The 15,093-nt window shown below is 70.0% G+C and carries 12 protein-coding genes; 10 read left to right on the plus strand and 2 right to left on the minus strand.

What is annotated here, in order from left to right; all coding sequences use genetic code 11:
- Positions 1–163: 163 nt before the first annotated feature.
- On the plus strand, positions 164–1,795 hold the full coding sequence (locus OED52_RS09900) for an ABC-F family ATP-binding cassette domain-containing protein (protein ID WP_264154449.1): 1,632 nt from the start codon (positions 164–166) through the stop codon (positions 1,793–1,795).
- Positions 1,796–1,871: 76 nt separating this feature from the next.
- Positions 1,872–2,135 carry a helix-turn-helix domain-containing protein gene (locus tag OED52_RS09905; RefSeq protein ID WP_264154450.1) on the plus strand — a complete coding sequence of 88 codons (264 nt, stop codon included), beginning with the start codon at positions 1,872–1,874 and terminating at the stop codon, positions 2,133–2,135.
- A 16-nt stretch (positions 2,136–2,151) separates the two neighbouring features.
- Here OED52_RS09905 and OED52_RS09910 read toward each other — a convergent pair whose 3' ends face one another.
- A complete protein-coding gene (locus OED52_RS09910) occupies positions 2,152–2,748 on the minus strand; it encodes a TetR/AcrR family transcriptional regulator (protein ID WP_264154451.1) in 597 nt (198 codons plus the stop codon).
- 106 nt (positions 2,749–2,854) lie between these two features.
- A complete protein-coding gene (gene acnA, locus OED52_RS09915; protein WP_264154452.1) occupies positions 2,855–5,659 on the minus strand; it encodes an aconitate hydratase AcnA in 2,805 nt (934 codons plus the stop codon).
- 341 nt (positions 5,660–6,000) lie between these two features.
- On the opposite strand from acnA, the gene OED52_RS09920 reads away from it, so the two are divergent.
- The 8 genes from OED52_RS09920 to OED52_RS09955 all read left to right on the plus strand — a co-directional run bounded on the left by OED52_RS09920 (position 6,001) and on the right by OED52_RS09955 (position 15,091).
- On the plus strand, positions 6,001–6,555 hold the full coding sequence (locus tag OED52_RS09920; RefSeq protein WP_264154453.1) for an Rv1476 family membrane protein: 555 nt from the start codon (positions 6,001–6,003) through the stop codon (positions 6,553–6,555).
- A 438-nt stretch (positions 6,556–6,993) separates the two neighbouring features.
- On the plus strand, positions 6,994–8,841 hold the full coding sequence (locus tag OED52_RS09925; RefSeq protein WP_264154454.1) for an NlpC/P60 family protein: 1,848 nt from the start codon (positions 6,994–6,996) through the stop codon (positions 8,839–8,841).
- Positions 8,842–8,991: 150 nt separating this feature from the next.
- Positions 8,992–10,359 (plus strand): AAA family ATPase, encoded by a 1,368-nt coding sequence (locus OED52_RS09930; RefSeq protein ID WP_264154455.1) that lies wholly within the window; start codon positions 8,992–8,994, stop codon positions 10,357–10,359.
- The gene (locus OED52_RS09935) at positions 10,356–11,324 is read left to right on the plus strand and encodes a DUF58 domain-containing protein (RefSeq protein WP_264154456.1); all 969 of its coding nucleotides are present in this window, start codon (positions 10,356–10,358) and stop codon (positions 11,322–11,324) included. The genes OED52_RS09930 and OED52_RS09935 overlap by 4 nt, the downstream gene beginning before the upstream one ends.
- Positions 11,321–12,301, plus strand: a complete 981-nt coding sequence (locus OED52_RS09940; protein ID WP_264154457.1) for a VWA domain-containing protein — start codon at positions 11,321–11,323, stop codon at positions 12,299–12,301. The genes OED52_RS09935 and OED52_RS09940 overlap by 4 nt, the downstream gene beginning before the upstream one ends.
- A gap of 66 nt (positions 12,302–12,367) precedes the next feature.
- A complete protein-coding gene (gene fabG1, locus OED52_RS09945; protein ID WP_264154458.1) occupies positions 12,368–13,108 on the plus strand; it encodes a 3-oxoacyl-ACP reductase FabG1 in 741 nt (246 codons plus the stop codon).
- Between the two features lie 98 nt (positions 13,109–13,206).
- Positions 13,207–14,013, plus strand: a complete 807-nt coding sequence (gene inhA, locus OED52_RS09950; protein WP_264154459.1) for an NADH-dependent enoyl-ACP reductase InhA — start codon at positions 13,207–13,209, stop codon at positions 14,011–14,013.
- Between the two features lie 4 nt (positions 14,014–14,017).
- Positions 14,018–15,091: a ferrochelatase gene (locus OED52_RS09955; protein WP_264154460.1), complete on the plus strand. Its 1,074-nt coding sequence runs from the start codon at positions 14,018–14,020 to the stop codon at positions 15,089–15,091.
- Positions 15,092–15,093: the final 2 nt, after the last annotated feature.

Genomic DNA, 15,093 nt, shown 5'->3' on the forward strand with positions numbered 1-15,093 from the left:
CGCAGGCCGGGTCCGGCGGTTCCTGTGGAGGCGGCGGGGTGGGTAGCGCATCTCACCTCCGGAAACGAGCGGCGCCACGGTAAAATCAGTGGTTCGTGTGCCCGGCGATCCGGCATCCTGACACCCGTCCGAGAACTTTCCGATCCTTCTAGGAGTCCCCCGCGTGATCACCGCTACCGACCTCGAAGTCCGCGCCGGCGTGCGGACGTTGCTCAGCGCGCCGGGCTCGGCGCTGCGAGTGCAGGCGGGGGACCGGATCGGCCTCGTGGGACGCAACGGCGCCGGCAAGACCACCACGCTGCGCATCCTCGCCGGTGAGGGTGAGCCGTACGCGGGCACCGTGATCCGGTCCGGCGAGATCGGTTACCTCCCGCAGGACCCGAAGGAAGGCAACCTCGACGTCCTCGCCAAGGACCGGGTGCTCTCGGCCCGCGGTCTCGACGAGATCCTCCGCAGCATGGAGAAGCAGCAGGCCATCATGGCCGAGGCCGTGGACGAGAAGATCCGCGACCGTGCGGTGCGCAAGTTCGGGTCGCTCGAGGAGCGTTTCTCGACGCTCGGTGGTTACGTCGCCGAGTCCGAGGCGTCCCGCATCTGCCACAGCCTCGGACTGCCCGACCGGGTGCTCGGGCAGCCGCTGCGGACCCTCTCCGGCGGTCAGCGCCGTCGTGTCGAACTCGCGCGCATCCTGTTCGCCGCTTCGGACGGCTCCGGCGGCAAGTCCGACACCACCCTGCTGCTCGACGAGCCCACCAACCACCTCGACGCCGACTCGATCTCGTGGCTGCGCGGCTTCCTGAAGAACCACGACGGCGGCCTGATCGTGATCAGCCACGATGTGGACCTGCTGGCCGACGTCGTGAACAAGGTGTGGTTCCTCGACGCCGTGCGCGGCGAGGCCGACGTCTACAACATGGGTTGGCAGAAGTACCTCGACGCCCGCGCCACCGACGAGGCCCGTCGTCGCCGCGAGCGCGCCAACGCCGAGAAGAAGGCCGCCGCGCTGCAGAAGCAGGCCGCCAAGCTCGGTGCCAAGGCCACGAAGGCGACGGCCGCGCAGAACATGGCCAAGCGCGCCGAGAAGCTGCTCTCGGATCTCGACGAGGTGCGGGTCGCGGACAAGGTCGCCAAGATCCGGTTCCCGACGCCTGCTCCCTGCGGCAAGACGCCGCTGATGGCGAAGGAACTGACGAAGGTCTACGGCTCGCTGGAGATCTTCACCGGCGTCGACCTCGCCATCGACCGTGGCAGCCGCGTGGTCGTGCTCGGCCTCAACGGTGCCGGCAAGACTACACTGCTGCGCCTGCTCGCCGGAGTGGAGAAGCCCGACCTGGGTGAGCTCGTGCCCGGGCACGGCCTGAAGATCGGTTACTTTGCGCAGGAGCACGACACCATCGACGACTCGGCGACCGTGTGGGAGAACATCCGGCACGCCGCCCCGGACGCGGGGGAGCAGGACCTGCGTGGGCTGCTCGGCGCATTCATGTTCACCGGTCCGCAGCTCGATCAGCTTGCCGGGACGCTGTCCGGCGGTGAGAAGACGCGTCTGGCGCTCGCGGGCCTGGTGTCGTCGGCGGCGAACGTGCTGCTGCTCGACGAGCCGACGAACAACCTCGACCCGGTCTCGCGCGAGCAGGTGCTCGACGCGCTGCGCAGCTACGAGGGCGCCGTCGTGCTGGTCACCCACGATCCGGGTGCCGCCGAGGCCCTCGACCCGGAGCGCGTGATCCTGCTGCCGGACGGAACCGAGGACCACTGGTCGCAGGAGTACCTGGAACTCATCCAGCTCGCCTGATCCGATCCGCACCGCGCGGGCCTGCGGTTCCTCTAGCCTGGGGACGGGACCTTTGGCGAGGTGCAGGGAGGATCCGATGGCGCGGAATTCCGAACGTGGACAGGCACGTGAAGGCACGACCTACGCGAAGGGAGCTCGGGTCACCGGCGAATCGCGGGACCGTCTGCAGGAGGAGTTGAAGCGCCGCTACGAGGAGGGCGCGAGCATCCGCACCCTGGCGAAGGAGACCGGACGGTCCTACGGCTTCGTGCACAACGTCCTGGTGGAGTCCCGGGTGCAGCTGCGTGGCCGGGGAGGCCCGAACCGTCGCCGCGCCACGGCCGGCGACGCCCAGGGGTGAACTCTGCGCCGGTGATCTAGCCGGTGGGCCGGTCGGCGTCGGACGGCCGATCGGGGCGCCGCACCGATTCCTCGACGAGGTCCAGCACCGCCTCCAGGTTCCGATCGGTGTGCCCGGAGGCGAGACGGGCGATGAGCCCGTCGAGTACGAGATCGAGATAGGCCAGCAGCACCTCGGTGGGCACGTCCTCGCGCAGCCGCCCGGCTTCGCGCTGCCGTTCGAGGCGGCCCACGGTGGCCTCGGTGAGTTCGACGGAGTGCTGGGTCCACGCCTTCGCGAACTCGGGGTCGGTGCGCAGACGGCGGGTGATCTCGAGGCGGGTGCCGAGCCAGTCGAACTGGTCGGGGGAGGACAGCATGTCGCGCATGACCTGCACGAGGCCCTCGTTGGCGGCGACGTCGGCCATCCGCTTGGCGTCCTCCTGCGCGAGCGCGAGGAACAGGCCGTCCTTGTCCTTGAAGTGGTGGAAGATCGCGCCGCGGGACAGGCCCGTGGCCTCCTCGATCAGCCGTACGGTCGCGCCGTCGTAGCCGTATTCGGCGAAGCAGCGACGGGCACCGTCGAGGATCTGCCTGCGCCGTGCGGCGAGATGGTCCTCACTGACCTTGGGCACGAGCCACATCCTTTCCGCTCAGGGGAGACGGCGGGCCCGAGACGAGTCTCGCCCCGGGCCCGCCGCCTTCACACAGATGTGACCACTGGGGTCACGCGCAGTGCACTCAGCCGCGGATCATGTTCCGCAGCACGTACTGCAGGATGCCGCCGTTGCGGTAGTAGTCCGCCTCACCGGGGGTGTCGATGCGGACGACGGCGTCGAAGACGACCTTCTCGCCGTTCTCCTTGGTGGCGGTGACCTTGACGGTCTTCGGCGTGACGCCCTCGTTGAGCTTCTCGATGCCCTCGATGTCGAAGACCTCGGTGCCCGTCAGGCCGAGCGACTTGGCCGACTCGCCCGCCGGGAACTGCAGCGGGATGACGCCCATGCCGATGAGGTTCGAGCGGTGGATGCGCTCGAACGACTCGGTGATGACGGCCTTCACGCCGAGCAGGCGGGTGCCCTTGGCGGCCCAGTCACGCGACGAACCGGAGCCGTACTCCTTGCCGCCGAGCACGACCAGCGGGATGCCGGCCTTCTGGTAGTTCTGCGAAGCGTCGTAGATGAACGCCTGCGGAGCGCCTTCCTGCGTGAAGTCGCGGGTGTAGCCACCCGAGACACCGTCGAGCAGCTGGTTCTGCAGACGGATGTTCGCGAAGGTGCCGCGGACCATCACCTCGTGGTTGCCGCGACGCGAACCCAGCGAGTTGTAGTCCTTGCGCTCGACACCGTGGGAGTCGAGGTACTGCGCGGCCGGGGTGCCCGGCTTGATCGGACCGGCGGGGCTGATGTGGTCCGTGGTGACCGAGTCACCGAGCAGCGCGAGGACGCGGGCGCCCTTGATATCGGAGACGGGCTCCGGATCCAGCGGCATGCCGTCGAAGTACGGGGCCTTGCGGACGTACGTCGAGTTCTCGTCCCACGCGAAGGTGTCGCCCTCGGGGGTCTCGAGGTTCTGCCAGCGCTCGTCGCCCTTGAAGACATCGGCGTAGGACTTGCGGAACATGTCCTGGCTGATCGCCGACTTGATGGTGTCGTCGATCTCCTGGGCGGAGGGCCAGATGTCCTTCAGGAAGACGTCGTTGCCGTCCTTGTCCTTGCCCAGCGGGTCGGTCTCGAAGTCGAAGTCCATCGTGCCCGCGAGCGCGTAGGCGATGACCAACGGCGGCGAGGCCAGGTAGTTCATCTTCACGTCGGGCGAGATGCGGCCCTCGAAGTTGCGGTTGCCCGAGAGCACCGCGGTGACCGAGAGGTCGTTGTCGTTGATGGCCTTGGAGATCTCCTCCGGCAGCGGGCCGGTGTTACCGATGCAGGTGGTGCAACCGAAACCGCCGAGGTAGAAGCCGAGCTTCTCGAGGTACGGCCACAGGCCGGCCTTCTCGTAGTAGTCGTTGACGACCTGCGAGCCGGGCGCCATGTTGGTCTTGACCCACGGCTTGGTGGACAGGCCCTTCTCGACCGCGTTGCGGGCGAGGAGGGCGGCACCGAGCATGACCGACGGGTTCGAGGTGTTGGTGCAGGAGGTGATACCCGCGACCACGACGGCGCCGTGGTCGAGGATGAACTCGCCGCGGTCCTCGGAGACGACCTTGACCGGCTTCGACGGACGGCCGTGGGCGCCGTTGGCGGCCGACTGCACGTCGACGGCTCCGTCGTCCGCGAAGGACAGGACGGCCGGATCGGAGGCCGGGAAGCTCTCCTCGACGGCCTCGTCGAGCTTGGTGTGCTCGGCCGGGAGGTTCTCCTCGACGTAGTTGTGGATGTCCTTGCGGAAGGCGACCTTCGACTCGGACAGCAGGATGCGGTCCTGCGGGCGCTTCGGGCCGGCGATCGACGGGACGACCGTCGACAGGTCCAGCTCGAGGTACTCGGAGAACTCGGGCTCGCGGCTCGGGTCGTGCCACAGGCCCTGCTCCTTGGCGTACGCCTCGACGAGAGCGAGCTGCTCGTCGCTGCGGCCGGTCAGGCGCAGGTAGTTGATGGTCTCGCCGTCGATCGGGAAGATCGCGGCGGTGGAACCGAACTCGGGGCTCATGTTGCCGAGGGTGGCGCGGTTGGCGAGGGGGACCTCGGCCACACCGGCGCCGTAGAACTCGACGAACTTGCCGACGACACCGTGCTTGCGGAGCATGTCGGTGACGGTGAGCACGACGTCGGTGGCGGTCACGCCCGGCTGGATCTCACCGGTGAGCTTGAAGCCGACCACGCGCGGGATGAGCATGGAGACCGGCTGGCCGAGCATGGCGGCCTCGGCCTCGATGCCGCCGACGCCCCAGCCGAGCACGCCCAGGCCGTTGACCATGGTGGTGTGCGAGTCGGTGCCGACGCAGGTGTCGGGGTAGGCCTGGCCGTTGCGGACCATGACGGTCGGGGCCAGGTACTCGATGTTGACCTGGTGGACGATGCCCATGCCCGGCGGGACGACGCGGAAGTCGTCGAAGGCGGTCTGGCCCCAGCGCAGGAACTGGTAGCGCTCGCCGTTGCGCTCGTACTCGAGGTCGACGTTGCGCTCGAGGGCGTCGGCGCGGCCGAAGTAGTCGAGGATGACCGAGTGGTCGATGACCATGTCGGCGGGGGAGAGCGGGTTGACCTTGTTCGGGTCGCCGCCGAGGGTCGTGACGGCCTCACGCATGGTGGCGAGGTCGACGACACAGGGCACGCCCGTGAAGTCCTGCATGATCACGCGGGCGGGCGTGAACTGGATCTCGATGCTCGGCTCGGCCGAGGCGTCCCAGTTCGCGATGGCGCGGATGTGATCGGCCGTGATGTTGGCACCGTCCTCGGTGCGCAGCAGATTCTCGGCCAGGACCTTCAAAGAGTAAGGAAGTTTCTCGGTGCCGGGGACGGCCGACAGGCGGAAGATCTCGTAGGAGTTGTCTCCGACCTGCAACGTTCCCTTGGCGCCGAACGAATCAATACTGGTGCTCACGTCAGCTCCACTCGTCGTTTCGGCTCGCCGCCGACGGGGCTGTGTCGACGGCTGAAGCGAGGCACACGTGATCTGCCGGACCGGTGGACCGGATGCAATCGTCGTGGCGTCTCGCACTCGATTCTAACAGTACGCTTGTCCTGCATTGAACCGGATCGGGGGATGTCGCGCCGTGTCGCGGCCGCGCGGGATCGTCCCTGCTCGGTGGTGCGCGGCGGCGCCTGCTCGGGCCGATCGCGTAGTGTTCCCAGTGCCGCACGGGTGTCGCGCGCTCCGTCCCGGCCACCCGCGGTGGCAGGGACGGCGGACGCCCGCTCCTGCCCCAGCACCACCGGAGAGAGATGTCTGCGCCACTGCTTCGAGTACCGGGTCCTGTGCACACGGATCTGCCCACCGGGGTGTCCGTCGACAAGGTTCTCGTCGACCTCGCCGACGACCAGGTCGCAGCGCCCCCGGAGTACGTGGACCGGCTCGTGGCCGAGGTGCAGCGGGCCCGGGACAACGGCATCGACCTCAGCGTGGTGGTGCTCGACGAGGACCCGAGGGTCGACTCGCAGCTGCGCGATCTCGCGACCGAGGTGGGTGTCGAGGACGGCGGCACGGTGCTCGTGCTCAGTCCCGGCTGGGTGGGTACCTACAGCGACAGTCTGGACCGGGTGACCCTCGAGGCCGCCCAGGACCGCACCTACACCGGCGACCCGGTCGTCTCCACCCGCAACTTCGTCGACTCGGTGCTCGAACCCTCCCCGCCGTGGACCGGGATCACCCTGGTGCTCGTGCTGCTCGTCGCCCTGGTCGGCGGCGCCACCTACTGGGCGAAGGTGCGCCGGTCCCGTCACGAGCAGGCCTCGGAACACCGGGCCGAGCCTCCGCAGGCGCCGACGAAGACCCTCTGACGTCCCGTCTGTCGTCGTCGCCGACGTCCCGTCTGCGTCATCACCGACGTCTCGTCTCCGTCACGACCGGGTTCGGTGAGGTCGAAATCGAGTAGCGAACCCGTCATACCGGACGTAACGGTGCATTCGTTGTGGCCCGTCGTATCTCCGACCCGCGAAATTCGTGACTGTCGTGCGACATACACGCTCCATGTCGTACGGTGCTCATGACACTCTTGGGGAAGGTGTGTCACAACCCGGCTCGTGGGGACGCTGCCCGCAGCCGGTGCAGGACAGGCAGCGTGTGAACCGTGAGGTGCTCACGGTAGGGCGGTGCTGTCTGTCGATGCTGCGTGCCTTCCTTCGGGTGTCGGGCCGGATGTCTCGGCCACCAGGCACGACCGAGGGAGACGTGAAGTGAGACGGTTCGGCATCCACGGAGGGATTCCGCGACGGTCCGTGCCGGAAGGCACCGTCACGACCAGGGCCACGGTCGACGAGACGAACGGTTCGCCCCCGGCCCGCCGCTCACCCCGTCGCCGCACCGGCAGACTCCTCGCAGGACTCGGTCTGGTCACCGCTGTACTGCTCACGGTCTCCACGACCGCCGGGGCCGCACCGCCCCCGCCGCCGAATCCGTCGGACGCCGAGATCGACCGGGCCGGCGCCGCGGTCGCCGCGAACGTCGACCGGGTCGGCGAGCTGATCGTCCGCATCGCCGACGCCGACCAGCGCCTGTCCGAACTCGACGCGCAGGTCGCGATCAAACGCGAGGACGTCAACCGCGCCCTCGTCGACCTGCAGGCCGCCCGCGACGCCGTCGACGCCGCCGAACGCTTCGTCGCCGACACCCGCCGGGCACTCGAGGACGCCGCGGCCCACATCGCCTTCGCTCAGAAGGACTTCGACGCGTTCGTCCGTAACAGCTACATGCGCGGGTCCAACTCGGCGTCGCTCGCAGCCTTCCTCGACGTGGACGGTCCCGACGACCTGCTCGACCGCGCGCAGGTCATGCGGCTGCTGTCGACGGGCCGCGCCGCGGTGCTCGATGCCCTGCAGCGCGCCCGCACGGTCGAGGCCAACTCCAATTCGCGGGCCCGCGCGGCCAAGCTCGAGGCCGACGCCGCCGCGCAGGCCGCCGAGCAGCGCAAGGCCGAGGCCGAGGCCGCCATCGTCACCGCCCGGGAGGCCCTCGAGAAGCAGGCGGCGGAGAAGGCCCGCATCGAGCAGGAACGCGCGACCGCGCAGGCGGCGCTCGACGAGGCGCGGTCGACGGTCACCGGTCTCGAGGGTCAGCGCGCGCAGTATCTCGACTGGGAACGCCGCAAGGCCGCCGAGGAAGCCGCGGAAGCGGCTGCGGCCGAGGCCGCTCGGGCGGCCGCCGCGGAGGCGGCCGCGCGGGTCGCGGCCGACGAGGCGGCACGGGCGCGCGCGGAGGAACTCGCCAACGGCCGGCGACCGCACACCCAGATCGAGGACACGCCCCGGAACTCGGAGAGCGCCCCCGACACGAGCAGCGGCACGACCGGCGGCGGTACCACCACCGATCCGGATCTGTCCGGTAGCGGACCGGTGCCCGACGACACCGATCCCGGCACCGGCCTCGGCGGCACCGAGTACGACCCCGACTACGGCTCCGGTGACCCCGATTACAGCTCCGACGACGACACGGACTACGGATCGGGTGACGACTCCGGGTACGACGACCCCGATTACGGCACCGACGACGGCACGGAGGATTCCGACGACTCGGGCAGCGGCAGCGACACGGACAATCCGGATCCGAGCGATCCGGTCCACGAGGACGGCCCCTCGGGCACGGGTTCGCAGCCGTCGAACTCCGGCTCGACGCCGCGTACGGGCACGCGTCCGACGGTCACCGGCGCTGCTGCGATCGAGATCGTGATCGACCGCGCGATGTCGCAGATCGGGGTGCCCTACGCGTGGGGCGGTGGCAACGAGAACGGCCCGACCCGCGGCATCCGGGACGGCGGTGTCGCCGACGTCCACGGCGACTACAACAAGATCGGTTTCGACTGCTCGGGCCTGATGGTCTACGCCTTCGCCGGCATCGGTATCTCCCTGCCGCACTACACCGGCTACCAGTACACGGCCGGCACGCAGATCCCGTCCGCGCAGATGAGACGCGGCGACATGATCTTCTACGGGCCCAACGCCAGCCAGCACGTCGCGCTGTATCTCGGCAACGGGCAGATGCTCGAGGCGCCGCAGTCGGGATCGTTCGTGAAGATCTCGCCGGTACGCTGGGACGGCATGACACCGTACGTGGTGCGCATGGTGTCGTGACGGTGAGGTTGCCGCGGCCGACGTGCCGCCGAGGACGGGTGCTCCCTCCCGGCCGGTGCTGTGGTGACGGCACACCGAGCCGACACCTGCCATAGTGGTGCGGCAGGTGATTTCCAGCGGAGCAACGTAGGCGAAAGCGGTGGATTCTTGGTGACCTCACGCGAGGGTGGGACGTCGGGTTCGGCAACGCCGGGCAACCAGGGCGGCAGTGACGAACGGAAGAACGACCGGACCGCAGGGGGAGCGGCCGCGACTCGGAAGGACACCCCCGCACAGCAGCCCGGGTCGTCGTCCGCGTCGGCGGAACCCACGGTGGACACCACGAAACGGATCGACTCCCCGAAGACCGGCACCGACAAGGCCGACCCGAAGAAGGCCGATGCGGCGAAGGTCGACGCCCCCGAGAGCGACGTCACCGAGAAGGCGTACGACCCGGCCGAGGACGTCCGGCTCCTCGAACGCGCCATCTACGAGGTCAAGCGCGTGATCGTCGGCCAGGACCTGCTCGTCGAACGCATGCTCGTCGGTGTGCTCGCCCGCGGCCACGTGCTGCTCGAGGGTGTACCGGGTGTCGCGAAGACCCTCGCGGTCGAGACCTTCGCCAAGGTGGTCGGCGGGTCGTTCTCCCGCGTGCAGTTCACCCCCGACCTCGTGCCCACCGACCTCATCGGCACCCGCATCTACCGGCAGGGCCGCGAGGAGTTCGACACCGAACTCGGCCCCGTCGTCGCGAACTTCGTGCTCGCCGACGAGATCAACCGTGCCCCCGCCAAGGTGCAGTCGGCGCTGCTCGAGGTGATGGCCGAACGCCACGTCACCATCGGCGGCAGGACCTTCCCGATGCCGGAACCGTTCCTGGTGATGGCCACCCAGAACCCGATCGAGAACGAGGGCGTCTACCCGCTGCCCGAGGCGCAGCGCGACCGCTTCCTGTTCAAGGTGCTCGTCGACTACCCCACGGTCGAGGAGGAACGCGAGATCGTCTACCGGATGGGCGTCGCCGCACCGGAACCGAAGCAGGTGCTCGACAACGAGCAGCTGCTGCGGCTGCAGAAGATCGCCGGCCGGGTCTTCGTGCACCACGCGCTCGTCGACTACGTCGTGCGGGTCATCTTCGCGACGCGGCAGCCCGCCGATCTCGGCCTGCACGACGTGCAGGGCTGGATCGCCTACGGCGCCTCCCCGCGCGCGACCCTCGGCATCATCTCCGCGGCCCGGGCCCTCGCCCTCGTGCGCGGCCGCGACTACGTCGTGCCGCAGGACATCGTCGACGTCATCCCCGACGTGCTCCGGCACCGGCTCGTGCTGTCCTACGACGCGCTCGCCGACGACGTGTCGGCGGACCGGATCATCACCCGGATCCTGCAGACCGTCGGGCTGCCGCAGGTCGCCCCGCAGGCCAACGTGCCGGTCCCGGCCGGACCCGCCCCGCAGCAGCCGGTCGGGCCTCGACCTCCTGCCGGTGCACAACCTCCCGTCGGCGCCCCCGGTCCCCAGGCGGGCACAGGCCCGCGGTGAGCACACGTCGTCACGACGGAGCGCCACCGACGTTCCGGTCCGGTGAACTGCGCGACCCCGCCCTCACGGCGGCGTTGCGCACCCTCGAGCTCACCGTGCGGCGCCGGCTCGACGGTGTTCTGCACGGCGACCATCTCGGGCTGATCCCCGGGCCGGGCTCCGAACCCGGCGACGCCCGCGAGTACCAGCCCGGCGACGACGTGCGGCAGATGGACTGGTCCGTCACCGCCCGCACCACCCACCCGCACGTGCGGCAGACCGTCGCCGACCGCGAACTCGAGACGTGGCTGGCGATCGACATGTCGGCCAGCCTCGACTTCGGCACCGGGGCCTGCGAGAAACGCGACCTGGCCGTCGCCGCGGTCGCCGCGCTGGCGCACCTGACCACCGGTGGCGGCAACCGTATCGGCGCCGTGATCTCCACCGGTCACGACTCCGTCCGGATGCCCGCCCGCGGCGGCCGCCTGCACGCCCAGTCGCTGCTGCGCACCGTCGCGACCACCCCGCACCCGCCGGACGGCACCCGCGGCGACCTGCGCGGCGTGATCGAGGCGCTGCGGCGTCCCCAGCGCCGCCGCGGTCTCGCCGTCGTCATCAGCGACTTCCTCGGCCCGATCGACTGGGAACGCTCCCTGCGCGCCCTGTCCGCGCGGCACGAACTGCTCGCCGTCGAGGTGCTCGACCGGCGCGACCTCGAGCTGCCCGATCTCGGCGACGTGGTCCTCCACGACCCGGAGACCGGACGCACCCGGGAGTTCACCACCACACCCGAGCTGCAGGCCGACTTCGCGCAGGCCGCCGCCGAGCATCGCGCCGCGGTGCACCAGGCGTTGCGCAGCTGCGGAGCGCCCGTGATGACATTGCGGACCGACCGCGACTGGATCGGCGACATCGTGCGGTTCGTCGCCGCCCGCCGCCACAGCTACGGCGCGCCCACCGGTCCCGCACGGAAGGGGGGACGATGAGCCTGTCCGGCTTCACCTCACCCTGGTGGCTGCTGCTGCTGTTCGTCGTCGCCGCACTCGGCGTCGGCTACGTGATCGTCCAGCGCAGACGCCTCACCAACACCCTGCGCTTCACCAACCTCGAACTCCTCGAGAAGGTCGCGCCCAACCGGCCCGGCCGGGCCCGCCACATCCCGATCGCGCTGCTGCTCGTCGGCCTGACCTTCCTCACCGTGGCACTGGCCGGACCGACCGCCGAACAGCGGGTGCCGCGCAACCGCGCCACCGTCGTGCTCGTCATCGACGTGTCGCTGTCCATGGAGGCCACCGACGTCGCCCCCACCCGCCTCGCGGCGGCGCAGGAGGCGGCGAAGCAGTTCGCCGACGACCTGACCCCCGGCATCAACCTCGGTCTCGTCGCGTTCTCCGGCACCGCCTCGGTGCTGGTCTCACCGACCACCAACCGCGAGGCCACCAAGACCGCGATCGACAACCTGCAGCTGAGCGAGCGCACCGCCACCGGCGAGGCCATCTTCACCGCCATGCAGTCCATCGACACCCTCGCGGCGGTGCTCGGCGGCAGCGACCAGGCGCCACCCGCCCGGATCGTGTTGCTGTCCGACGGCAAGCAGACCGTCCCCGAGAGCCCCGACGACCCCCGCGGAGGATTCACCGCCGCCCGCCAGGCCGCCGAGAAGGGCATCCCCGTCTCGACGATCTCGTTCGGCACCGAGACCGGCACCGTCACCATCGAGGACGAACGCATCCCCGTGCCCGTCGACGATCCCTCGCTCAAGGAGATCGCCAACCTGTCGGGCGGAACCTTCTTCACCGCGTCGAGCCTCGAGGAACTCGAGGACGCCTACGACACGCTCGAGGAGCAGATCGGCTACGAGACCACCCGCGGCGACGCCAGCCGTCCCTGGCTGCTGCTCGGTGCCCTCTGCGTGGCGGGCGGGCTCGTCGCGGCGATGGTGCTCCGCCAGCGGCTGCCCTGATCCGCTCGACTGTGCGCCCGGGAAGCGGTTTCCGTCTCCGATCGATCACCAGATAGGTTGGAGCCCATGACTGACGCAGACAGCAGCGCCGCGCGCGCGGTAACGCCCCGGTCGGTTCTCGTCACGGGAGGTAACCGGGGCATCGGCCTCGCCGTGGCCCGCCGCCTGCAGGCCGACGGCCACAAGGTCGCGGTCACCCACCGCGGGTCCGGTGCGCCGGAGGGCCTGTTCGGTGTCCGGTGCGACGTCACCGACGCCGACTCGGTGGACGCGGCGTTCAAGGAGGTCGAGGAACACCAGGGTCCCGTCGAGGTGCTCGTCGCCAACGCCGGCATCACCGACGACACCCTGCTGATGCGCATGACCGAGGACCAGTTCACCAAGGTACTCGACGCGAACCTCACCGGCGCCTTCCGCTGCGCCAAGCGCGCCAACCGGGCGATGCTGCGGGGCCGTTGGGGCCGGATGATCTTCCTCGGCTCCGTCGTCGGTCTCGCCGGCCAGGCGGGCCAGATCAACTACGCCTCCTCGAAGGCCGGTCTCGTCGGCCTCGCCCGCTCGATCACCCGCGAGCTCGGCTCCCGGTCCATCACGGCCAACGTCGTCGCCCCGGGCTTCATCGAGACCGACATGACCGCCGACCTGTCCGACGACCTGCGCGACACCGCGAAGAAGTTCATCCCGCTGCAGCGGCTCGGCAGACCCGAGGACGTCGCCGCCGTCGTCAGCTTCCTCGCCTCCGAGGACTCCGCCTACGTCTCCGGCGCCGTGATCCCCGTGGACGGCGGGATGGGCATGGGCCACTGACGGTCCCCCCGGGGACCGTATGGGCCACTGGCGGTCCCCGCGGACCACACCGGATCGCATCGACCACATCCGAATCTCACTGGAGGACCGACACACTCATGGGCGGACTGCTCGAGGGCAAGACCATTCTCGTCACCGGCATCATCACCGATGCCTCGATCGCGTTCCACACCGCGAAGGTCGCGCAGGAGCAGGGCGCGAAGGTGATCATCACCGGCTACGACCGGCTCCGGCTGATCGACCGTATCGCGCAGCGCCTGCCGCAGCCGGTGCCCCCGGCGATCGAACTCGACGTGCAGAACCCCGAGCACCTCGAGGGTCTCGCCGAGAAGATCCGCGAACTCGCACCCGAGGGTCTCGACGGCGTCGTCCACTCGATCGGCTTCGCACCCCGCTCGTGCCTGGGCAATCCCTTCCTGGACGCCCCGTGGAACGACGTCGCCGTCGCCGTCGAGGTGTCGGCCTACTCCTACGCCGCGCTCGCCAAGGCCGTCCTGCCGGTGATGAACGAGGGCGGCTCGATCGTGGGCATGGACTTCGACCCGTCGCGGGCCGTGCCGTTCTACAACTGGATGGGCGTCTCGAAGGCCACGCTGGAGGCCGTGAACCGTTACGTCGCCAAGGAGGTCGGCCCGCGCGGCATCCGCTCCAACCTGGTCGCCGCCGGCCCGATCAAGACCCTCGCGGCCAAGGCCATCGCCGGCGACGCGACCGGCCCGGGCGCCGAGATGAACCGCCTCAACGAGGGCTGGGCCGCCGCGTCCCCGATCGGCTGGGACGTCGACGACCCGACCCCGGTCGCCAAGACCGTGTGCACCGTGCTGTCCGACTGGCTGCCCGGCACCACCGGGTCGATCGTCTACGTCGACGGCGGCTTCCACTCCCAGGTCGGATTCGGGGCCTGATCCGATGAGCGAGAACGCCCCCTACGACGCACTGCTCGTGCTCTCCTTCGGCGGTCCGGAGGGACCCGACGACGTGCGCCCGTTCCTCGAGAACGTCACGCGCGGCCGCGGCATCCCGCCGGAGCGGCTCGACGAGGTCGCCGAGCACTACCTGCACTTCGGGGGCGTCTCGCCCATCAACGCGCTCAACCGCGCCATCATCGACGCCGTGCGCGCCGAGTTCGACGCCCACGGCATCGATCTGCCGATCTACTTCGGCAACCGCAACTGGCACCCGATGGTCGAGGACACCGTCGCCGCCATGCGCGACGAGGGCATCCGCAACGCCCTGGTCTTCGCGACGTCCGCCTGGGGCGGCTACTCCGGCTGCCGGCAGTACCACGAGGACATCGCCCGGGCCCGCCAGGCCGTCGACGGCGCCCCGCAGCTGACGAAGCTGCGCCAGTTCTACGACCATCCGCTGTTCCTCGACGCGGTCGCCGACGCCGTGCGCGCAGCCCGCGTCGAACTGCCCGACGAGGTGCGCGACACCGCGCGGCTGGTGTTCACCGCGCACTCCGTCCCGAACTCCTTCGACGCCACCGGTGGTCCGGCGGAGGCGGGCGGGCACCTGTACAGCCGGCAGGTCGCCGAGGCGGCGCGGCTCGTCGCGGAAGCGCTCGGCGTCGCCGACTACGACCTGGTGTGGCAGTCCCGGTCCGGCCCGCCGCAGGTGCCGTGGCTCGAACCCGACATCGTCGACCACATCGACGCGCTGCACGAGCGCGGCACCGAGGCCGTCGTCGTCGTGCCCGTCGGGTTCGTCTCCGACCATCTCGAGGTGGTGTGGGATCTCGACACCGAGGCCCGCGACCGCGCCGCCGAGCACGGCATGGGCTTCGTGCGGGCCGGCACCGCCGGAACCGATCCGCGCTTCGCGCAGCTCGTCCGCGAACTCGTCGAGGAGCAGCGGAACGGCGTCGCCGCCCGCCGCCGCGGCACCGAGCCGCTGCTCGGGGTGGGCTGCAACGGCAGCCTGTGCGCGGCACGCTGCTGCGAGCCGCCCAAGCGGCCCACGCGTCCCGCGGCCTCGCGCTGACC

The organism is Rhodococcus sp. Z13 (genome assembly GCF_025837095.1).
In the GTDB taxonomy this organism is placed as follows: domain Bacteria; phylum Actinomycetota; class Actinomycetes; order Mycobacteriales; family Mycobacteriaceae; genus Rhodococcus; species Rhodococcus sacchari.